The sequence below is a fragment of the Acetohalobium arabaticum DSM 5501 genome (assembly GCF_000144695.1).
Classification (GTDB): domain Bacteria; phylum Bacillota; class Halanaerobiia; order Halobacteroidales; family Acetohalobiaceae; genus Acetohalobium; species Acetohalobium arabaticum.
In genome coordinates this window covers 137,753-159,719 of record NC_014378.1, presented here as the reverse complement: position 1 = coordinate 159,719, position 21,967 = coordinate 137,753, and the positions used below count along the sequence as shown (strand labels likewise).

16 protein-coding genes, 8 tRNA genes, 3 rRNA genes and 1 other annotated feature are annotated in these 21,967 nt (G+C 40.0%); of the genes, 1 reads left to right on the top strand and 26 read right to left on the bottom strand.

Features of this window, described 5'->3' with window-relative positions; all coding sequences use genetic code 11:
* Positions 1-7: 7 nt before the first annotated feature.
* The 15 genes from acear_RS00835 to acear_RS00765 form a co-directional block, all read right to left on the bottom strand.
* Positions 8-418 (bottom strand): Mini-ribonuclease 3, encoded by a 411-nt coding sequence (locus acear_RS00835; RefSeq protein WP_013277140.1) that lies wholly within the window; start codon positions 416-418, stop codon positions 8-10.
* 15 nt (positions 419-433) lie between these two features.
* Positions 434-1,879 (bottom strand): cysteine--tRNA ligase, encoded by a 1,446-nt coding sequence (gene cysS / locus acear_RS00830; protein ID WP_013277139.1) that lies wholly within the window; start codon positions 1,877-1,879, stop codon positions 434-436.
* 6 nt (positions 1,880-1,885) lie between these two features.
* Complete coding sequence (cysE, locus tag acear_RS00825) at positions 1,886-2,557, bottom strand: serine O-acetyltransferase (protein WP_013277138.1); 672 nt, start codon at positions 2,555-2,557, stop codon at positions 1,886-1,888.
* A 53-nt stretch (positions 2,558-2,610) separates the two neighbouring features.
* Positions 2,611-2,833: a binding site (T-box leader), on the bottom strand.
* Between the two features lie 30 nt (positions 2,834-2,863).
* The gene (gene gltX / locus acear_RS00820; protein ID WP_013277137.1) at positions 2,864-4,330 is read right to left on the bottom strand and encodes a glutamate--tRNA ligase; all 1,467 of its coding nucleotides are present in this window, start codon (positions 4,328-4,330) and stop codon (positions 2,864-2,866) included.
* 114 nt (positions 4,331-4,444) lie between these two features.
* Positions 4,445-5,218 carry a HutP family protein gene (locus acear_RS00815; protein WP_013277136.1) on the bottom strand — a complete coding sequence of 258 codons (774 nt, stop codon included), beginning with the start codon at positions 5,216-5,218 and terminating at the stop codon, positions 4,445-4,447.
* An 18-nt stretch (positions 5,219-5,236) separates the two neighbouring features.
* Positions 5,237-5,719 carry a 2-C-methyl-D-erythritol 2,4-cyclodiphosphate synthase gene (gene ispF, locus acear_RS00810; protein ID WP_013277135.1) on the bottom strand — a complete coding sequence of 161 codons (483 nt, stop codon included), beginning with the start codon at positions 5,717-5,719 and terminating at the stop codon, positions 5,237-5,239.
* A complete protein-coding gene (gene ispD, locus acear_RS00805) occupies positions 5,716-6,408 on the bottom strand; it encodes a 2-C-methyl-D-erythritol 4-phosphate cytidylyltransferase (RefSeq protein ID WP_013277134.1) in 693 nt (230 codons plus the stop codon). Before ispD ends, ispF begins: the two co-directional genes overlap by 4 nt.
* Before the next feature lie 123 nt (positions 6,409-6,531).
* On the bottom strand, positions 6,532-7,656 hold the full coding sequence (locus tag acear_RS00800; RefSeq protein WP_013277133.1) for a PIN/TRAM domain-containing protein: 1,125 nt from the start codon (positions 7,654-7,656) through the stop codon (positions 6,532-6,534).
* Positions 7,657-7,704: 48 nt separating this feature from the next.
* Positions 7,705-8,214 (bottom strand): CarD family transcriptional regulator, encoded by a 510-nt coding sequence (locus acear_RS00795; RefSeq protein WP_013277132.1) that lies wholly within the window; start codon positions 8,212-8,214, stop codon positions 7,705-7,707.
* Between the two features lie 66 nt (positions 8,215-8,280).
* Positions 8,281-9,402, bottom strand: coding sequence for a DNA integrity scanning diadenylate cyclase DisA (gene disA, locus acear_RS00790; protein ID WP_013277131.1), 1,122 nt, complete (start codon positions 9,400-9,402; stop codon positions 8,281-8,283).
* A 5-nt stretch (positions 9,403-9,407) separates the two neighbouring features.
* Positions 9,408-10,796, bottom strand: coding sequence for a DNA repair protein RadA (gene radA, locus acear_RS00785; RefSeq protein WP_013277130.1), 1,389 nt, complete (start codon positions 10,794-10,796; stop codon positions 9,408-9,410).
* 127 nt (positions 10,797-10,923) lie between these two features.
* On the bottom strand, positions 10,924-13,365 hold the full coding sequence (locus tag acear_RS00780; RefSeq protein ID WP_013277129.1) for an ATP-dependent Clp protease ATP-binding subunit: 2,442 nt from the start codon (positions 13,363-13,365) through the stop codon (positions 10,924-10,926).
* Positions 13,366-13,384: 19 nt separating this feature from the next.
* Complete coding sequence (locus acear_RS00775; RefSeq protein WP_013277128.1) at positions 13,385-14,440, bottom strand: protein arginine kinase; 1,056 nt, start codon at positions 14,438-14,440, stop codon at positions 13,385-13,387.
* Between the two features lie 14 nt (positions 14,441-14,454).
* Positions 14,455-14,982 carry a protein-arginine kinase activator protein McsA gene (gene mcsA / locus acear_RS00770; RefSeq protein ID WP_013277127.1) on the bottom strand — a complete coding sequence of 176 codons (528 nt, stop codon included), beginning with the start codon at positions 14,980-14,982 and terminating at the stop codon, positions 14,455-14,457.
* 3 nt (positions 14,983-14,985) lie between these two features.
* Positions 14,986-15,471: a CtsR family transcriptional regulator gene (locus tag acear_RS00765; protein WP_013277126.1), complete on the bottom strand. Its 486-nt coding sequence runs from the start codon at positions 15,469-15,471 to the stop codon at positions 14,986-14,988.
* Positions 15,472-15,888: 417 nt separating this feature from the next.
* On the opposite strand from acear_RS00765, the gene acear_RS00760 reads away from it, so the two are divergent.
* Positions 15,889-16,146, top strand: a complete 258-nt coding sequence (locus acear_RS00760; RefSeq protein WP_013277125.1) for a hypothetical protein — start codon at positions 15,889-15,891, stop codon at positions 16,144-16,146.
* 84 nt (positions 16,147-16,230) lie between these two features.
* On the opposite strand, the gene acear_RS00755 is transcribed toward acear_RS00760, so the two are convergent.
* From acear_RS00755 to acear_RS00705, 11 genes are all read right to left on the bottom strand, one after another.
* Positions 16,231-16,306, bottom strand: a tRNA-Lys gene (locus acear_RS00755).
* 8 nt (positions 16,307-16,314) lie between these two features.
* Positions 16,315-16,390: transfer RNA gene (locus tag acear_RS00750), tRNA-Thr, on the bottom strand.
* A gap of 3 nt (positions 16,391-16,393) precedes the next feature.
* A tRNA-Asp gene (locus acear_RS00745) sits at positions 16,394-16,471 on the bottom strand.
* Positions 16,472-16,476: 5 nt separating this feature from the next.
* A tRNA-Val gene (locus acear_RS00740) sits at positions 16,477-16,552 on the bottom strand.
* A 132-nt stretch (positions 16,553-16,684) separates the two neighbouring features.
* A tRNA-Glu gene (locus acear_RS00735) sits at positions 16,685-16,760 on the bottom strand.
* A 9-nt stretch (positions 16,761-16,769) separates the two neighbouring features.
* A tRNA-Asn gene (locus acear_RS00730) sits at positions 16,770-16,845 on the bottom strand.
* A gap of 27 nt (positions 16,846-16,872) precedes the next feature.
* Positions 16,873-16,989: ribosomal RNA gene (gene rrf / locus acear_RS00725) — 5S ribosomal RNA — on the bottom strand.
* 109 nt (positions 16,990-17,098) lie between these two features.
* Positions 17,099-20,051, bottom strand: a 23S ribosomal RNA gene (locus acear_RS00720).
* A 53-nt stretch (positions 20,052-20,104) separates the two neighbouring features.
* Positions 20,105-20,180: transfer RNA gene (locus acear_RS00715), tRNA-Ala, on the bottom strand.
* A 20-nt stretch (positions 20,181-20,200) separates the two neighbouring features.
* Positions 20,201-20,277: transfer RNA gene (locus tag acear_RS00710), tRNA-Ile, on the bottom strand.
* Between the two features lie 82 nt (positions 20,278-20,359).
* A 16S ribosomal RNA gene (locus acear_RS00705) occupies positions 20,360-21,896 on the bottom strand.
* The 16S, 23S and 5S rRNA genes sit together here with 8 tRNA genes alongside, the layout of an rRNA operon.
* Positions 21,897-21,967: the final 71 nt, after the last annotated feature.

Here is a 21,967-nt window from a genome sequence, read left to right as displayed (position 1 = left end):
TCAACTCCTATTCTATTTCATCAATTATTCCTTTAATTTCTGTCAATACTTCTTCTAATCTAACCTTTTTCCCTTCCAAATAAAGATATCCCAGCAGGGCTTCAAAGGCAGTACTGTAGCGATAATCAACCACATCTGCATTCTTAGGTACACTACCGGAATTGGAATTCCGCCCTCTCCGGACAATTGCCTCTTCTTCTTCTGTAAGATAGCTCTCCAGTTGCTGCAATAATTCTGCCTGAGCCCCGGCATTAACGTACTTAACAGCCTGCTGATGGAGGCTATTGCCTTTGCGCAGTCCCTGCTCTATCAAATAAGAACGAATAAAGACTTCATAGATACTATCACCGATATAGGCCATAGTCTCTGGTGAAAACAGCCGTGGCCTTTCAGGCAGTTCCAATATATCATTAAACATTACTCAACCCCCTACTTACTCTAACTTCCAGTCTGTACCCTGCGGCGTATCCTCAAGAATAATTCCTAATTCAGACAATTCATCCCTAATTTGGTCAGCCAATTCCCAATCCTGATTCTGTCGAGCCTTATTTCTAACTTCCAATAAAAGTCCAATTAAATCAGAAGTTAAATTATCACTGATATCATCTTCGGTTTCCAGATTGATTCCTAATACCTGCTGGCTTAATTCTTTAAATGTATCATAGGCCTTCTCCAGCACTATAATGTTGGCCTGATTTAATTCAAAATCCGCATCATTTACTACAATATTTAACTCCTTAGCCAGCTCATGTAAGGCTCCAATAGCCAAAGCAGTATTTAAGTCATCATCCATAGCCTCTTCAAACTTCTCTCTTTTAGCTTTAATTTTTTTCTCTAATTCCTGCAATTCTTCTTTATTCCCCGGCTTTAAATCGGCTCTATCCCTATCTAATAAATCCTTTAACTTATTGACTGTATTCTGTAATCTCTGTAGACTTTTGGCTGCATTATCAAGTTCAGCATCACTGAAGTTTATCGGACTCCGATAATGTTTAGAGATCAAGAAAAAGCGCAGTACTTCTGCACTATAATCCTGCAGAATATCTCTCGTAGTAAAGAAATTACCTAGCGACTTGGACATCTTTTCGCCATCAACATTGATATACCCATTATGGAGCCAGTAATTAACTACTTGACTGCCAACTCCTGCTTCATTCTGTGCAATCTCATTCTCATGATGGGGGAATACTAAATCAACACCTCCGGTATGAAAATCAAATTCTTCACCTAAATAACACATCGACATAGCTGAGCATTCTATATGCCAACCTGGTCTGCCTGTACCCCAGGGACTCTCCCAAGACGGTTCTCCTTCTTTACTCTTCTTCCAGAGAACAAAATCCAGCGGATCCTCCTTCTTATCATTAACTTCAACTCTAGATCCTGATGTCAACTCTTCTAACTCCTGATTAGACAGTTTCCCATAGTCAGCAAACTTTCTAACAGCAAAGAAGACATCGCCATCCACCTCATAGGCATATCCCTTATCTTCTAACTTCTTTACCAACTCAATAATATCAGAAATATGCTCCGTTGCTTTAGGATAAACATCTGCTTGTTTGATATTTAACCTTTCAGTATCTTCAAAATAAGCAGTAATAAATCTATCAGCCAACTCTTCAATTTCAATTTCTTCTTCATTAGCCCGCTTAATCATTTTATCATCAACATCGGTAAAATTAGTAACATGTAAGACATTATAGCCTTTGTATTCTAGATATCTCTTTAAAATGTCAGGTAGAATAAAGGCACGAGCATTTCCGATATGAAAATAATCATAGACCGTTGGACCACAAGAATAAAGTTTAACCTCATCTTGGTCAAGTGGTTCAAACTCTTCCTTCTTCTGGGTTAAAGTATTATATATCTGTAGTGTCATTTCCGATCACTCCTTCTTGTCTTTAGATTCACTAAACTTTTGGTCTGAATTATTAAGCTTATTTTCCAATTTTTCAATTCTATTATTCATACACCGCAGCATCTCTTCTACAGGATCCGGTAGATTTCCATGTTCAAGATCTATCTCTCCGCAAATCCGTTCCCCATCCTGAACTACCACTTTACCCGGCACTCCTACTACCGTAGTATTGGCCGGCACCGGATCTAAAACTACTGCCCCAGCACCTATTTTAACATTATCCCCAATCTCTATCGATCCTAAAACCTTGGCTCCAGCACTGACCATCACATTATTCCCTAAAGTCGGATGGCGCTTACCGGTTTCCTTACCTGTACCACCGAGGGTCACTCCCTGATAGAGGGTAACATCATCACCAATCTCAGCCGTTTCACCGATTACCACTCCCATTCCGTGGTCAATAAAGAAGCCGGTTCCGATTTCAGCTCCAGGATGAATCTCAATCCCTGTCAGAAAACGGCTGAATTGAGAAATAATTCTGGCTAGCAGTGATAGATTCTTATTCTGCAGCCAGTGGGCAATCCTATGCATAATAATGGCATGCAGACCTGAATAAGTCAACAATACTTCTACTAAACTCCTCGCTGCTGGATCCCGCTCAAACACAGCATCAATATCTGCTTTAATCATCTTTAACATCTAACTTACTACCTCCTCAATTAATAAATCCCTTACACTCCATAGCTGTTAACTACAGAGACGTAAGGGCGCGGTTCCACTCTGTTTAATCAGACTAGAAATCAAATCTGATTCACTTAAAGTAATTAACGCTTACTAAACGTTACACCCTACTTACTGCTTCGGGCATACAGCTCACAGATGCAATTCAGTCAGTTTAATGAAGCTGCTTTCAGCCTCCGGCATCTTCTCTCTGGCGAAACTACTGACTTACTTAATTCTGCTCAGAGCCTTTAAAGTATTTAATTTTAAAATTTAACTATAAGTTTAAACTAAATTAAGGGCTTTATCAAGTCGATTAATGGTTTCTTCCTTACCTAGAATAGAAACTACTTGATATAATTCAGGTCCTGATCCCTTGCCAGTCAAGGCATAGCGAGTAGGATGATAAAAGAGTCTGCCTCCAACCGGTAAATCATTCAAAATAGCCCTCATTTCTTCTAAAACCGAATCCGGACTATAATCATCTAATACAGCTAAGCGGTCCTTTAAAGTCTCCAGTACTAAATCAACATCCTCCTGCTGAAAACAGTCTATAACTTCTTCTTTGTTTTCATATTCCAATTCACCAAAGAAGATATCTACATGGTCCGTAATCTGGGCTACATAATCCAGTGAATCGCGGACTACATCAACTATTTGGGCTACATAGTTATACTCCTCATCACTTAGCTCATCAGCAATATAACCTGCTTCCTGCAGATAAGGAATTGCTAAGTCTACTATTCTATCCAGCTCAGACTCTCTAATATGATGTCCATTCATCCAATTTAACTTCTCTACATCAAAAACTGATGGGCTATTATTTACTCTCTCCATTGAAAAGTTATCTATAATTTCTTCTACAGTAAATAATTCTTCATCATCAGCAGAAGACCAACCCAATAAGGCTAAAAAGTTAATCAATGCTTCCGGGAGATAACCTTTTTGGCGGTATTCACTAACATAAACATAGGCTTCTCCACTCCGTTTGCTTAACTTAGATTTATCCTCACCTAGAATCATCGGTAGATGACCAAATTCAGGCATTTCCCAATCTAAAGCATCATAAATCAACTGCTGCTTGGGAGTATTGGACAGATGGTCCTCTCCACGGATCACATGGCTAATTTCCATTAAATGATCATCAATCACTACTGCAAAGTTATAAGTCGGTAGTCCATCCGACTTTACAATCACAAAATCATCTAAAACTTCACTGCTAAACTCTACCTCACCATGAACTAGATCATTAACTACAATCTTTATTTCTTCCGTAGGCATCTTGAATCTAACAGCAGGCTCTCTTCCTTCAGCTTCTAATTCTTTTCTTTCTTCTTCAGATAAATTACGACATCTTCCGTTATACTTAGGCGGTTTGCCTTTAGCTTTTGCCTCTTCTCTCATTTGCTCCAATTCTTCGTCAGTACAATAACAGTAGTAAGCTTTATCTTCTTCGATTAACCTATCTATGTATTTATCATATATATCAAGCCTATCACTCTGACGATATGGACCATAATCACCGCCAGCCCGCACACCTTCATCCCAATCCAGGCCGAGCCAGTCTGTTTCCTGCAGAATAATCTCTTCAAATTCAGACGTAGAACGTTCCTGATCAGTATCTTCAATCCTTAAGACTGTAGTTCCGTTATGCTTTCTAGCATATAACCAGGTAAATAAAGCAGTACGAATATTACCAATATGAATCTGTCCCGTAGGACTTGGTGCAAATCTTACTCTAATATCACTCATAGTCTTCCCCTTCCTATTTAATTATCTTATTAATTTTAATCTAACAAGGTTCATTAACTACAAATATTATAAAGCAAATTGCTAATTATTACAAGATTGGTTCCTAACTAATACTTAGATTATGCTCGTACCTAAAGCAATCTGTTCCGGACCATCAACTAATGCATGGCCGAACTTACCAAAAGCAGAAACAGCTACCTTTCCTTCTCCTCTAACAATGGCAACTTTAAACCCACCGCCTAAACCAGGATTAATCAGGTTTAACTGATTATAAGCATCCCTTACAGCATTAGAAACGGCTACCTTCTCTTTAGCCCGTTCCTTAATTACTTTACGGGCAATAGCTGCTACTGTTGCACTCTCTCTTAATTTAATAGGTAAATCTTCAGCATTGGCTCCCGTTTGAGTAATAGCGGCTTTGTAGCCATAGCCATTGATTTTATCCAGCCAGTAATTCTCATACTCTCTACTTCTAGTCATAGATAGATAAATAGCTGAACTTTCAGGACTTATTTTAGCAGTATTCTCTTCCTTCATATAACCTGATACAATATCATCAACAGTTACTATCCCTACCAAATTATCTGTTTCATCAAAGATAGGTACACCGCCGATCTGATTATCAGAAACTATCTGAGCCACTTCCTGAATACTCTGTGTCTGATACCCCTTAATCAAATCAGTAGTCATTATTTCCTTGACCTTAAGATCAAAATTACGCTCTTTAACTAAGTCACCATCAGTGATCATTCCTACTACTTTTCCTAGATCATCTTCGACAATCAGTCTACCAATATCATTAACAGTCATAATTCTTTCTGCTTCTGAAATAGTTACATTCTCATTAACTGTAATTACATCTTTAATCATTATGTCTTTAACTATCATAGCTAACACCCCTTCTTCCTACTCATACCCTGCTGATTCTAAGCTGACTATAGCTTGGGCTGCAATCCCTGCTTCATTTCCTATATACCCTAATCCTTCTGTCGTAGTAGCTTTTAAATTAATTTTAGTTAAAGATATATCCAATACTTCAGCTATCCTTTTTTCCATTTTTTCTAAATAAGAAGCTAATTTAGGCTTTTGGGCAATAATAGTAACATCTATATTAATTATAGAATACCCTTGCTTAGTTAATAAAGAATTAACTTCTGATAAAAGCTTCAAACTAGAAATTCCTTCATAGGCTGGATCTGAATCCGGAAAATGCTTTCCTATATCCCCGGCGCCAATAGCCCCTAACATAGCATCCATCACTGCATGTAATAATACATCAGCATCAGAATGGCCTTTTAAGCCAGAACTGTGATCTATTTTGATGCCTCCTAAGATTAAATCTTCACCACTAATTAATTGATGAACATCATAACCGATTCCAACTCTCATTGCTGCCTCCTTTTAATAATTGCCTCGGCATTGATTAAGTCTTCAGGAGTAGTTATCTTCAAATTCTCATAACTCCCTCTTATCAATTTAACTTTTTGGCCTAATCTTTCAACTAATATTGAAGTATCTGTTCCGCTGATACCTTCCTTCATTGCTTTATTATAAGCTTCAGACACCAAACTATATTCAAAAGCCTGAGGGGTCTGAATGGCCCAGAGTTTATCTCGAACAGGAGTCTCTGCTACATAGCCATCATTATCTATTCTTTTGATTGTATCCTTTACAGGCACTGCTACCCCTACTGCTTTGTAATCCTTTACCTGGTCTACAGCTCTACACAGCATATCTTCAGTCAGCAACGGTCTAGCTCCATCATGAATCAAGACATAGTCAGCATTATCAACTGACTGCAGCCCATTGTGAACCGACTTCTGTCTACTCTGCCCTCCTCTGATAAGAGCCTTGACTTTATTATAATTATACTTTTCAATTACTTTCCGCCGGCAATAATCTATTTCGTCCTCTTTAACCACAACAATAATTTCAGTAATCAGATCACAATTCTGAAATACTTCTACAGTATGGGCCAAAACCGGTTTATCCAATAAAGAAAGATACTGCTTATTCAACTTACTCTTCATCCGCTTCCCCTGCCCAGCAGCAGGAATAATAGCAGTTATAGATTCCATTCTATTTAGTCACCTATCTTTATTTTTAATATTATGTCTTAAAAATATAAATTGTTAATTCTCCAAAGGTGGTGATGTTAAGAAATATTATAAATATAATTATAATTGCCGATAATAAGTTGATTATAGAGCCTGTTCGGCTGCTTTAGGTTTAGCAAAAATCATTCTTCCGGCTGCTGTCTGTAATACACTAGTTACCAAGACGTCTATTTCATCACCTATATTCTGCTTACCATCATCTACCACAATCATAGTGCCATCATCTAAATAACCTACACCTTGTCCTGGTTCTTTACCTTCTTTAATAATTTCAACTGTCATCTCTTCTCCCGGTAAGACTACTGGTTTTACTGCATTGGCCAACTCATTAATGTTTAAAACTGATACTCCCTGTAGCTCTGATACCTTATTTAAATTGTAGTCATTAGTTATTACCTTGCCCCCAAGCAGTTTAGCAAGCTTAACCAATTTACTGTCCACTTCATCTATATCCTCAAAATCCCCCTCATAAATTTCAACCGGTACATCTAATTCTTTCTGCATTTTATTTAAAATTTCAAGTCCTCGGCGCCCTCGATTCCGTTTTAATATATCAGAAGAATCAGCTATATGCTGTAATTCTTCTAACACAAACTCAGGAATAACAAATACCCCATCAATAAAATCAGTCTGGCAGATATCTGCTATTCTACCATCAATAATTACACTAGTATCTAAGATTTTACAAGGTGGAGTTGATTCCTGATTTTCTTCTTGGTCACTGCTGCTCAAAATTTTATCCTTATTGAAGATATTAGGAAGATTTTCGAATAATCTAAAAAACTCTTCCCGTTTTTTTATAGCTAAATTAACACCTAAATAACCTAAAACTAAATTAACTAACACCTGTAACGAAAGTCCAAACTGCGGAATCGAAGATAAGGGAAAAGCAAATATTAAAAGAATTCCAATTATTAGACCAATGATCAAACCGGCAATTCCAGCAACTATATCTTGAAAGGGGATTCGTTCCAGTTTATCTTCAAAGTTTAAAATAATCTGGAATAATCTCTCAACTGCTACTGGTAATAAAAGATACCCAATAATTCCTCCAATTACTATTCCATAAATCTGATTACTGGTTAATAATTGATCGATAGTATTTAAACTAAAATCAAATTTTTCTGCCAACCCTAATACTTCAATGATCTGATAACCAACTACTGCACCTAAAATAGTACATATTCCGCGCCAAATTCGCTTCAGCATTTCGCCACCTCCTTCCAAGCAATTAAACGTCAGGAAGACCTGACGCCATTATTCTTCGTCCTCTTCATTCTCTTCTTCAGTATCAAAAAATATTTCATCAATTTCTTCTTCAATCTCCTCTTTATCTTTATCTTCAGCTAACACCAATTCACTGATTAAAATCTGTCTTGAATTACTCAACATCTTCTTCTCACCTGTTGATAATCCTTTTTCTATATCCCGCAGGGTAAGATTTCTAACTACTTCTGCCACTTCAAAAATATCGCCACTTTTAATTTTTTCTGTGTTGGCTCTATATCTTCGGTTCCAGTTTTGAGACATTTCACTCTTCTCACCTTTTAATATCTGAAATACATCATCTACTCTATCTGAACTTATAACCTCTCTAATTCCAATATCATCTACATTATCCATCGGAATCATTACCCTCATCTCTCCGATAGGCAGCTGCATAACATAATACTTCTTTGTTTCACCTAAGACTTCTTTCTTTTCAATATCAGTAATAGTTCCAGCACCATGATTGGGATAAACTATTTTATCGCCAGTTTCAAACATTAATACCCCTCCATTCAAAGCATAATAAGCCTATTACACTATATCATATTTCACTGAAAAAATCAATTAATACATCCTCTGTTCCAATAAAGACTGGTCTCGTAAACGTTTCAGTCCTTCTTTAATAGCTTGGGCCCTTACTTCCCCAACACCATCGACATCATCCAGCTCATCTATAGAAGCATTTAAGATAGCCTGAAAATCACTGAAATTATCAACTAAGTTTTCGATCACCGGCATCGGTAATCTAGGAATCTTACGCAGCAGTCTATATCCGCGTGGAGACACAGACAGATCAAGCACACTCATATTTCCGCCGTAGCCTAATCTTTTGCTAATAGTTGTCAAGCTAACTAGATCATCGGAAGCATAATCAGATATATTAATCAGAATATCTTCTGGAGAGTTAATCACATTTTCATCATCTTCCTCTCCTTCAGCCCCCTCCTCTGATTCAATCTGTGACTGAGTAATATAATCTTTAATTAATAAAATTCCTTCGTCCTTTACATTAGCCAGCAGCTCTTCTAACTGCATATTAATTAAGCGCCCTTCAGTACCTAATTCTCGAATATACCTTTCAATCTCTTTTCCAATTCGTAATACCATCTCCGTTCGTTGGAGGACAGTTGCTACTTCTGAAACTGTGACTAAATCCTGAAATTCTAAAGCACTTAATTTATTTAAAGTCTGGTCTAACACACTTCTATACTTTTCTAAAGTCTGAATAGCCTGGTTAGCCTTGGCTAAAATAACTCTTATGTCTTCTAGAACATACTTCTCCTCATTTTTATACAACGAGATTATATCCCGGCGCTGCGAAATTGAAATTACTAATTCTCCAGTCTGTTTAGCAACCCGTTCAGCAGTCCTATGTCTCGTTCCTGTCTCAGTTGATGAAATTCCGGGATCAGGTACTAATTGAGCATTAGCACATAAAATCCGCTCACAGTCACTGCTTAATACAATAGCACCATCCATCTTAGCCAGTTCATATAACCGAGCTGCTGTCAGCTCGCTATTGATATTAAAACCACCGTCTACTATTCCTAAAACTTCTTTGCTATCACCAACTACTATTAATCCACCAGTTTTAGCCCGCAATATATTCTCCAAGCCTTCACGAAAAGAAGTTCCTGGAGCCAAAAAATCAAATACCTCTTTAAATTCATCATGTTCAGTATCCACTCTTCTTATTCACCTCCCAAAATTAGATCCAATACTTCAGAAACCTGCTTAACTCCACAGACTTCTATTTCTAGATCACTTACATCTAATTCTAAAGATGATAAATTACCATCCGGAATTATAAATTGCTTGAAGCCTAGTTTTATAGCTTCTTGAATTCTACTTTCCATCCTACTGACTGCCCTTACCTCTCCCGAAAGACCTATCTCTCCTAAAACTAATAAATCCTCCGGTAAAGGAAGCTCCCGGAAGCTGGAAATAATAGCTACAGCAATACCTAAATCAATACCGGGTTCTTCTATCTGCATACCTCCGGCAATATTTATATTGACATCTTCACCTTGCAAATAAAGCCCTAAGCGTTTTTCTAATACAGCCAGAATTAAAGAAACACGTCTATGATCAACCCCAGAAGTCATTCTAGTTGGTGAACCATAATTAGCTGTGCTAGTTAAAGCCTGTACCTCAACCAATATCGGTCTGGTGCCTTCTAAGCAAGGTACAATTACTGAACCCGAAACACCACTAGGACGCTCTGAAATAAAATGTCGAGACGGATTCAAAACTTCTATTAACCCCTGCTGTTTCATTTCAAAAATACCTATTTCATCAGTAGATCCATAGCGATTCTTGGCTGAACGCAGAATGCGGTAGAGCTGCTGCTGTTCACTATCAAAATAAAGAACAACATCAACCATATGCTCTAACATCTTTGGCCCAGCAATAGATCCCTTTTTGGTTACATGTCCGACTAAAAAAATGGGTATATCTTCTGTCTTAGCTAACCTCATCAATTTTCCAGTACATTCCCGGACCTGTTTTATACTGCCGGGCACCGAATCATAATCAGGATCATAGATAGTTTGGATTGAATCTATAATTACTAATTCAGGTGCTAAATTTTTAACTTCTTCTTCTATAGTAAAGTAATTAGTTTCTGTTAAGACATAAAGTTCAGAACTGTTAACCTGCAGCCGATCAGCCCTTAATTTGACCTGATGTTTTGACTCCTCGGCAGATACATATAATACTTTCCCATATTTACAGCTAATCTGATAAGCTAACTGTAATAAAAGAGTAGATTTCCCTATTCCTGGAGCTCCACCGATCAAAATTAACGAACCAGGAACGATACCTCCCCCTAAAACGCGATTTAACTCACTAAGTTCTGTCTTCAGTCGATTAGCTGTTGCTGTTGTAATCTGATCAATCTGTTGAGGGGGATTTCCTTTTTCAGCTTTTTTCTTTTTCTCTTCCTGCTTTTTTTTCTCTTGTTTATCATGAATTTTCTTTACTAAGGTATTCCAACTGCCGCAGCCAGCACATTGACCATTCCACTTCAAAGCTTCATGACCACATTCCTCACAAACATATCTTACTTTCTTTTTAGCCACTCTTTATCACCTAAAATTATTTTCTTTAGTTACTTGAACCTAAATTTTATTATAACATTTTTAAACAAATTTAACAAGCTATATAAATAATTAAGTAGAGGGATATCCCTCTACTTAGCTTGATTAATTATGCTTCAATGAAGGTTAGATTTTCTTCTTCATCAACATCCACTACAATGTGATCACCATCACTGAATTCACCAGCTATTAATTTTTCCGACAGAGGATTCTCCATCATCCGGCGAATAGTCCGTTTTAGCGGCCTAGCGCCAAACTCTTTATCAAATCCTTTTTCAGCAATAACTTCTTTAGCATCATCAGTTACTTCTATTGTAATCTCTTTCTCATCTAACCGCTCAAACACCTCTTCTAACATCAAATCAATAATCTCCTTAATATGCTCTAACTCTAAAGCATGGAAGACAATTGTTTCATCCAGCCGGTTTAAGAATTCAGGTCTAAACTGTTTCTTCAGTTCAGAAGTTACCTTTTCTTTCATCCGCTGATAAGAAGTTTCAGCATTCTTCTCACTAGGTGTAAAACCGACACCGGACTGATTCTCAATTAAATTGGCTCCAACATTAGAAGTCATAATAATGATTGTATTCTTAAAGTCTACAGTTCTGCCCTGAGAATCCGTCAACTGGCCATCCTCTAAAACCTGCAGCAGCATATTAAAGACTTCCGGATGGGCTTTCTCAATCTCATCCAATAAGATTACAGAGAAAGGTTGGCGTCTTACCTGTTCAGTTAACTGTCCTCCCTCTTCATGGCCTACATATCCTGGAGGTGCTCCTACTAATCTAGAAACAGCATGCTTTTCCATATATTCAGACATATCAATTCTAATCATAGCTTCCTCATCATCGAACATTGCTTCAGCTAATGTCTTTGCCAGCTCTGTCTTACCTACACCAGTAGGCCCTAAGAAGATAAAGGAACCGATAGGCCGCTTAGGATCCTTAAGTCCTGCTCTAGCTCGGCGGACTGCTTGGGATACAGCCTCAATAGCTTCATCCTGGCCCACAATTCTTTCATGTAACTCTTCTTCTAAACGCAGTAATTTTTTAGATTCATCTTCAGTCAGTTTAGTTACCGGCACTCCGCTCCAGTCAGAGACAATTTCAGCAATATCTTCTTTGGTAATTAGAGATTCATCTCTCCCCTTCTGATTTTTCCATTCTGATTTAGTTTCTTCTAATTCCTCTTTTAACTGCTTCTCTTTATCTCTCAGGTTAGCAGCCTTTTCGAATTCCTGGGCTTTAACAGCAGCTTCCTTCTCCTTTTCAACACTTTCCAATTCTTTATTTAACTCTTTAATTTCAGATGGAACTGTATTATCCTGTAACCTTATTTTAGATCCTGCTTCATCTACCAAATCTATTGCCTTATCAGGCAAGAAGCGATCAGTAATATATCGATGTGAGAGATTAGCAGCTGCCTTAATAGCTTCGTCAGTAATTTTTACCCGATGGTGGGCTTCATAGACATCACGCAGACCTTCTAAGATTGATACTGTTTCTTCTATAGACGGCTCTTCAACTAATACAGACTGGAATCTTCTTTCTAATGCAGAATCCTTTTCAATATGCTTGCGATATTCATCTAAAGTAGTAGCTCCAATACACTGTAGTTCTCCTCGCGCAAGAGCCGGTTTTAGAATATTAGCTGCATCAATAGCTCCTTCAGCCCCGCCAGCTCCAACTAAATTATGGAGTTCATCAATAAAGATGATTATGTCACCGGCTTCATTAATCTCATTCATAACTGCTTTTAACCGCTTTTCAAATTCTCCTCTATATTTAGAACCTGCTACTAATGAACTTAAATCCAAAGCCAATACCCGCTTATCAGTCAATGTTTCCGGAACATCATCGTTAGCAATCATCAGTGCTAAACCTTCAGCAATAGCTGTTTTACCTACTCCCGGTTCCCCAATTAAGCAAGGATTATTCTTCTTTCTTCTACTTAACACCTGAATTACTCGCTGTATCTCCTGTTTTCGACCAATTACTGGATCTAATTTTTCCTCTTCAGCTAAAGCAGTTAGATCACGACTGAAATCATCCAGCGTAGGAGTATTACTATTTCGTTTTCTGCCTTGTTGATTAAATTTACCTGCTTTCTCTGTAGTTCCTAATTCATTCATGATCTTCTTTCGTAATTTATCCAGTTCTACTCCTGAATTCTTCAAGACTCTTGCTGCTACTCCTTCACCTTCTTTAACCAATCCCAATAAAAGATGTTCAGTTCCGATATAATTCTGTCCTAATCGTCTAGCCTCTTCCATTGCTAAGTTTAAAACCTTTTTAGTACGCGGCGTAAAGTTCAGCTTATCTGCTTGTACTGGACTGCCTTTGTCACCGATTAATTTATTAACCTCTACTTTTAACTCTTCTGATTTAAGATCAAAATCTTCCAATGTTTTACTGGCAATGCCTTCTCCTTCTGATATTAAACCTAATAATAGGTGTTCCGTACCTACATAACTATGGCCTAAATCCTTAGCTTCTTCCTGGGCTAAGACTAATACCTTTCTAGCTCTTTCTGTAAAGCGACCAAAAATCATAAGTTTGACACCTCCAGTTTTATTTTTCTCTAATTCTCTTTCTGATTAAATCAGCTCTTTTTTCATCTCGCTGTGAAGAATTTAAATCTTTTTCCTCTAGTCGCTGTAAAGCAGGTGAGCTAATTAAAACCATCAATTCATTAAAGATGCTAGCAGAAACATCATCTATTATTCCCAAATCTACTCCTAATTTTACATCAGACAATAATTTCATAGCTTCCTTACTTGATATTTTACGTGCATACTTTAAAACTGCATAGCTACGATAAATCCTATCCTTTAATTCTATTTTATTCTCCTTCATCAATCTTTTGCGGGCATTCCGTTCCTGGTTTATAATCTGTTTAATAACTCCTTGTAAATTCTCAATAATCTCTTCCTCTGAAGGCCCCAAAGTCACTTGATTGGATATTTGATAAATATTACCTAATGCTTCTGTCCCTTCCCCATATAGTCCTCTTACTGCCAATCCTAATTGGGAAATAGCCCGCAGAACATCATTAATCTGATTACTTAAATTTAATGCTGGTAGATGAACCATTACCGAAGCCCTCATTCCCGTTCCTGCATTAGTAGGACAGGTTGTTAGATAACCGTATTCTTCATTGAAAGCAAAATTCAACTTAGATTCCAAATAATCATCAACCTGATCACCTAAATCCCAAGCCTCTTCTAACTGTAATCCTGAAAATAAGATCTGAATTCTAATATGGTCCTCTTCATTAATCATAATACTGACACTTTCATCGTCAGTCAATATTAAACCTTTATGTTGCCCCGGTTCAGCATGTTCAGGACTAATTAAATGCTTCTCTACCATTACCTTCTTTTCTAAAGTAGGAATTGTTTCCAAATCCAGTAATTTAAAATCTAATTCGCTCTCCTTTTCAGCTAGCAACTCCTCTACCTTATCAATAACTTTTCTAGCTTCCTTATCAGAAGCATGATTAGGAAATGATAACTCCATAAGATTTCTGGCTAACCGAATCCGACTACTGATTACTACATCGGAGTCAGGCCCTGAAGCCTTCATCCATTTATTTAAAGTGTTATTAATTCTGCTTGTCATGGACATATTTCCACCTCCATTTACTCCTCAATTTTTTCTTCTAGTTCCTTTATTTCATCCCGCAGCCTAGCAGCTTCTTCAAACTCTTCCTCTTGGACTGCCTCCTGCATTTTTTTCCGCAGCTTCTGAATTTCCTTTCTAGTTCTAATTACTCCGCCAGTTCTTTTAGGAACCTTACCTGTATGCCGATTATTGCCATGAACTTTCTTCAATACTTTATTAATTTTATCTTCAAACTCTGTATAACATTCACTACAGCCTAACTTTCCCTGACGGCTGAACTCAGCATAATTTAAACCACAATCTTCACACTCTGCTTGAGCCTTATTATAACTTAAATTCAGATTAGAGTTAGGTGTATTAGAACCAGACTCACTGCTTAATAAACCGGCTAATAAATTATTAAAAGAGAAGCCTTCCTTACCAAAATTTAGTTCTTCTTTTTCCTGCGCACATTTATCACAGAGATAGATTTCCTTCTTTTTATTATTAATTATCTTAGTTAAATGAACTGTTGCTTCCCGTTTTTGACATTCTTGACAAAGCATATCTCATCCCTCCTTATTAGTCTCTTCAGCCTTAGCCAACACCTGCAAAGCCGAACCTAACATATTAGCTCTTAAAATATCACGGTCAGGCAAATTAAGATTTAAATTTTGCCGATGAAGCATTGTTTCCAATAATTCTTTTTCTCGTTTTGTCATAATATCTTCTTCATATAAGCGCTGAATTATATTATTAGCATCCCGCTGTGAAATACTATCCCCGATCTTATTCAACATTAATTTCAATATTTTCAGTTTAGAATCATGATCTATTTTAATAATTTTGACATAACCTCCACCGCCTCGCTGGCTTTCAATCACGTAACCGCTTGCCATATTAAAACGAGTCTTTAATACATAATTAATCTGTGACGGTACACAATTAAACTTCTCAGCTACCTTATTCCTCTGAATCTTAATAATATTCTTGGCTTCAGTTTCTGTCAATAAATTCTTAAGATAATATTCTATTCTATCAGACAGGCTACTCATCATTGCCCCCCCTTTTTAACTTTGACTATTCTTGACCTTTTAAATTTATTATACATCATCTTTTATTATTTGCAAATAATTCTAAAGCTAATTTATGAAAATTATAATGTACTAAACCTAATTATCTCCTCATAAATATAATATTCTCTATTTAACTATAATGTTTACTTACAAGTATTAATTATTAAATTTTTAATCCTGTCTTCCCTCGTTTAATTAAATCTATTCTTGAATATTATTTTAAAATGATTCTAAAAATATTCAATAATTCAATAAATTACAAAATAAAAATACCTGACCAATTAAATCTATCAGGTCAGGACATAAAACTTAATTCAATTTTCAACTAGATCTCAGAATATAATAAATAAGGCCTACATATAATAATTTAAAATCTAGACAAGGGTGGAACTAAATATGTTTGAAAAATTCACTACAGAATTATCAGCCAAAATAGCATTAGATAACCTTAATGAATTGAAAGAATCAGATCCTGAAGAGTACAATAAAACTGTAAAAGCATTTATAGCAGCAACAGAGGTAGGAATTAAAATATTAAAAGAAAGTCCTGAGTTTCGTCAAGCTTTTGCAGAAATCCATGCTGAATTTCTCAAGTATCCTGAAGCAAAGAAGGTAATTAAAAAAGCACAGGAAACTAATGAAGAATTTCAATAATCTACAATTAAAAACCAAAAAAGCTCTTCATACCTGTTTAGTATGAAGAGCTTACTTTCTACTATATGTATAGTTCAATATAAATGGTGAGCCATGGAGGGATCGAACCTCCGACACTCGGATTAAAAGTCCGATGCTCTTCCAGCTGAGCTAATGGCCCACTTTACTTGGAGCTGACGACCGGACTTGAACCGGTAACCTGCTGATTACAAGTCAGCTGCTCTGCCAATTGAGCTACGTCAGCACATGGCGGGGATGACGGGATTTGAACCCGCGTCCTCCGGCGTGACAGGCCGGCGTTGTTGACCAGCTCTACTACATCCCCTTAAATGGTGGGCGAAACAGGGCTCGAACCTGTGACCCCCTGCTTGTAAGGCAGGTGCTCTCCCAACTGAGCTATTCGCCCTTAACTTAATAGGTTAAAGTGGCACCCTCAGCCAGGCTACAAACCAAGCCTTGCTGTGGCACATGCAATTACTACACTTAAGTTTAAGTTGCTTACTTACAATACATTTAAGTGCCTTTAATTAGATTAAATTGGCACCCCCAAGGGGATTCGAACCCCTGCCGCTAGGATGAAAACCTAGTATCCTGGGCCTCTAGACGATGGGGGCAAATTTAAATGGCTCCCCGAGCAGGACTTGAACCTGCGACAAAGTGGTTAACAGCCACTCGCTCTACCAACTGAGCTATCGGGGAACACAGATGGAACATATATTAATTAATTTCCGGCAGCGACCTACTCTCCCATAGGGTCACCCCCATAGTACCATCAGCGCTGGAGGACTTAACTGCTGTGTTCGAAATGGGAACAGGTGTAGCCCCTCCGCGATTACCACCGGAAAATTTATTTACTTGTTTATTTTTTACTCACACCTAACAATATATCATCTTTCTTATTTATTGTCAAGTGCTTTCTAGTTGCACTTTCAAAACTGCACAATACCTTCCACAGATCAAATCCTCGATCTATTAGTACCAGTCAGCTTAGAACATTACTGTCCTTACACCTCTGGCCTATCTACCTGATCTTCTTTCAGGGATCTTACTAGATTTACTCTATGGGAAACCTTATCTTGAGGTTGGCTTCGCGCTTAGATGCTTTCAGCGCTTATCTTATCCGTACTTAGCTACCCAGCTCTGCTCTGGGCAGAACAACTGGTTCACCAGAGGTACGTCCATCCCGGTCCTCTCGTACTAGGGATAGATCCTCGCAAGTCTCCTGTGCCCACGACGGATAGGGACCGAACTGTCTCACGACGTTCTGAACCCAGCTCGCGTACCGCTTTAATGGGCGAACAGCCCAACCCTTGGAACCTGCTCCAGCTCCAGGATGCGACGAGCCGACATCGAGGTGCCAAACCTTTCCGTCGATGTGAACTCTTGGGAAAGATAAGCCTGTTATCCCCGGGGTAACTTTTATCCGTTGAGCGACGGCAATTCCACTCTCTACCGTCGGATCACTAAGCCCTACTTTCGTATCTGCTCGACCTGTATGTCTTGCAGTTAAGCTCCCTTCTGCCTTTACACTCTACGTACGATTTCCAACCGTACTGAGGGAACCTTTGGGCGACTCCGTTACTGTTTGGGAGTCGACCGCCCCAGTCAAACTGCCTGCCTGACACTGTCCCCATAGCGGATAACGCTACAAAGTTAGAATTCCGGAACAATAAGAGTGGTATCCCAGGGATGGCTTAACCGAAACTGGCGCTCCGGTGTCAATGCCTTCCACTTATCCTGTACATATTGTACCAAAACTCAATATCAGGCTGCAGTAAAGCTCCACGGGGTCTTTCCGTCCTGTCGTGGGTAGCCTGCATCTTCACAGACACTTCAATTTCACCGAGTCCCTTGTTGAGACAGCGCCCAAGTCGTTTCGCCATTCGTGCAGGTCGGAACTTACCCGACAAGGAATTTCGCTACCTTAGGACCGTTATAGTTACGGCCGCCGTTTACTGGGGCTTAAGTTCCAAGCTTCATCATCAAAAGATGACTAACTCTTCCCCTTGACCTTCCAGCACCGGGCAGGCGTCAGCCCCTATACTTCGACTTGCGTCTTAGCAGAGACCTGTATTTTTGGTAAATAGTCGCTTGGGCCTGGTTGTTGCAACCTGTCAAAGACAGGTACCCCTTCTCCCGAAGTTACGGGGTCATTTTGCCGAGTTCCTTAACAAGGGTTCTCTCGCGCGCCTTAGAATTCTCATCCTGTCTACCTGTGTCGGTTTGCGGTACGGGCGCCTTTAATCTCGCTAGAAGCTTTTCTTGACAGTCGAGGAATTGTCACTTCCTCTCCGTAGAGAGTCGTCATCACAGCTTAGGATTAACACTAATCCGGATTTACCTAGATTAGCTCCCTGACTGCTTAAACATGGAATATCCATTACCATGCTGACATACCTTCCTGTGTCACTCCTTTACTCAAATGATTAAAGGCGGCATCGGAATCTTGACCGATTAACCATCACCTACGCCTTTCGGCCTCGGCTTAGGTCCCGGCTTACCCTGAGCGGACGAGCCTTCCTCAGGAAACCTTAGACTATCGGCGAATAGGATTCTCACCTATTTTATCGTTACTCATACCGGCATTCTCTCTTCTATTCAGTCCACTGCTCCTTTCGGTACAGCTTCGGTCCAAATAGAATGCTCTCCTACCATTGGTAAAACCAATCCGCAGTTTCGGTGATAGACTTAAGCCCCGAACATTTTTGGCGCAAAGTCACTCGACCAGTGAGCTGTTACGCACTCTTTAAATGAATGGCTGGTTCTAAGCCAACATCCTGGTTGTCTATGCAACTCCACTTCCTTTACCACTTAGTCTATACTTTGGGACCTTAACTGGCGATCTGGGTTGTTTCCCTCTCGACTACGCAGCTTATCCCCCGTAGTCTGACTCCTAAGCTTACTGTAATGGCGTTCGGAGTTTGACTGGATTCGGTAACTTGATTAAGCCCCTAGTCCAATCAGTGCTCTACCGCCAAGACAGATACTTAAGGCTAGCCCTAAAGCTATTTCGGAGAGAACCAGCTATTTCCGAGTTCGATTGGCCTTTCACCCCTATCCTCAGCTCATCCTATGGCTTTTCAACGCCAATAGGTTCGGTCTTCCACACGATCTTACCCGTGCTTCAACCTGACCAAGGATAGATCACTCGGTTTCGGGTCTACAGACTGCGACTTGCGCCTTTTAAGACTCGCTTTCGCTGTGGCTTCGCTTTTAAAGCTTAACCTGGGCCACAATCTGTAACTCGCCGGTTCGTTATGCAAAAAGCACGCCATCAGACTTTAAATAGTCCTCTGACCGCTTGTAAGCATACGGTTTCAAATTCTATTTCACTCCCCTCCCGGGGTTCTTTTCATCTTTCCCTCACGGTACTGGTTCACTATCGGTTGCCGGGTAGTATTTAGCCTTAGGAGATGGTCCTCCTTACTTCCCACGAGGTTCCACGTGACTCATGGTACTCAGGAAGTTATCAAGTCTATCCTTTCTTTCGTCTACAGGACTATCACCTTCTATGGTTCATCTTTCCAGATGATTCGACTAGAAAAGAATCAACTTTTGTAGTGTTACAGCACTACCTGATAACTCCTACGACGCTATAACAGCAACGCCTGTAAGCTTACACTGTTATAGTTTGGGCTCTTCCCTTTTCGCTCGCCGCTACTAGGGGAATCACTGTTGTTTTCTGTTCCTTAGGTTACTGAGATGTTTCAGTTCACCTGGTATGTCCTCTAAACCCTATGAATTGAGGCTTAGATGCTTGGATATTACTCCAAAGCGGGTACTCCCATTAGGAAATCTTCGGATCAACACTTGTGTGCAGCTAACCGAAGCTTTTCGCAGCTTACCACGTCCCTCATCGACTTCCGGCACCTAGATATCCACCGTATGCCCTTAGTAATTTGATCTGTTGATGCAGGTATTGTGCAGTTTTCAAAGTACAAGTTTAATTAGTTTAAAATGGTGGAGGTAAGCGGATTCGAACCGCTGACCTCCTGCTTGCAAGGCAGGCGCTCTCCCAACTGAGCTATACCCCCACAGATTATAATTTTGAAAATGGTGGGTCTAGGTGGATTCGAACCACCGACCTCACGCTTATCAGGCGCGCGCTCTGACCAACTGAGCCATAGACCCACATTTATTCAGAGAGAATTGATCTCTCAAAACTGAACATTGTCCATTAAACGCAATAGAATGGTTTAAAAGTACTCCTTAGAAAGGAGGTGATCCAGCCGCACCTTCCGATACGGCTACCTTGTTACGACTTCACCCCCCTTATCGGACACACCTTCGGCGCCCGTAGACGACTTCTGGTGCATCCAACTCGGGTGGTGTGACGGGCGGTGTGTACAAGGCCTGGGAACGGATTCACCGCGGCATTCTGATCCGCGATTACTAGCGACTCCAGCTTCATGCAGGCGAGTTGCAGCCAGCAATCCGAACTGGGACCTGTTTTGAGGATTGGCTAAACCTTGCGGTATAGCAGCCCTCTGTACAGGCCATTGTAGCACGTGTGTAGCCCAGAGCATAAGGGGCATGATGACTTGACGTCATCCCCACCTTCCTCCAGTTTTTGACTGGCAGTCTCCCTAGAGTCCCCAACTTAATGCTGGCAACTAAGGATAGGGGTTACGCTCGTTGCGGGACTTAACCCAACATCTCACGACACGAGCTGACGACAGCCATGCACCACCTGTCACCGTGTGATCCAAAGGACCAAATTCTGCTGTTGACAGATAGTCACGGGATGTCAAGCCCTGGTAAGGTTCTGCGCGTTGCTTCGAATTAAACCACATGCTCCGCCGCTTGTGCAGGCCCCCGTCAATTCCTTTGAGTTTCAACCTTGCGGTCGTAATCCCCAGGCGGGATACTTAACGCGTTAACTGCAGCACTGAGGGAGTTGAACCCCCAACACCTAGTATCCAGCGTTTACAGCCAGGACTACCGGGGTATCTAATCCCGTTCGCTCCCCTAGCTTTCGTGCCTCAGCGTCAGGGTCAAGCCAGAGAGCCGCTTTCGCCACTGGTGTTCTTCCTAATATCTACGCATTTCACCGCTACACTAGGAATTCCGCTCTCTTCTCTTGCCCTCAAGTCTGACAGTTTCAAGCGCAGTGTATCAGTTAAGCCGATACATTTCACACTTGACTTGCCAGACCGCCTGCGCACCCTTTACGCCCAATGATTCCGGACAACGCTTGCTCCCTACGTATTACCGCGGCTGCTGGCACGTAGTTAGCCGGAGCTTTCTTCTCAGGTACCGTCAAGCCTAGCAGTTATTCACTACTAAGATGTTCTTCCCTGAGGACAGAGCTTTACGACCCGAAGGCCTTCATCACTCACGCGGCGTCGCTTCGTCAAGCTTGCGCTCATTGCGAAAGATTCCCCACTGCAGCCTCCCGTAGGAGTCTGGGCCGTGTCTCAGTCCCAGTGTGGCCGATCACCCTCTCAGGTCGGCTACCCATCGCAGCCTTGGTGAGCTGTTATCTCACCAACAAGCTAATGGGACGCGAGCACATCTAAAAGCGGAGGCAAAAAGCCGCCTTTGATGCAGCCTGGTTATCCAGGCAGCATAATATCCGAAATTAGCTTCCCTTTCGAGAAGTTATATCAGACTTAAAGGTAGATTACTCACGCGTTACTCACCCGTCCGCCGCTTTACTAACTGCTCAAAGAGCAGCTTTCTCGCGCGACTTGCATGTGTTAGGCACGCCGCCAGCGTTCGTCCTGAGCCAGGATCAAACTCTCCGATAAAAGAATATATTTAAATCTGCAAAGCAGATCTAAAAGTTGAGTTTAATATGGCTCAAATAAGAATAAAGGAT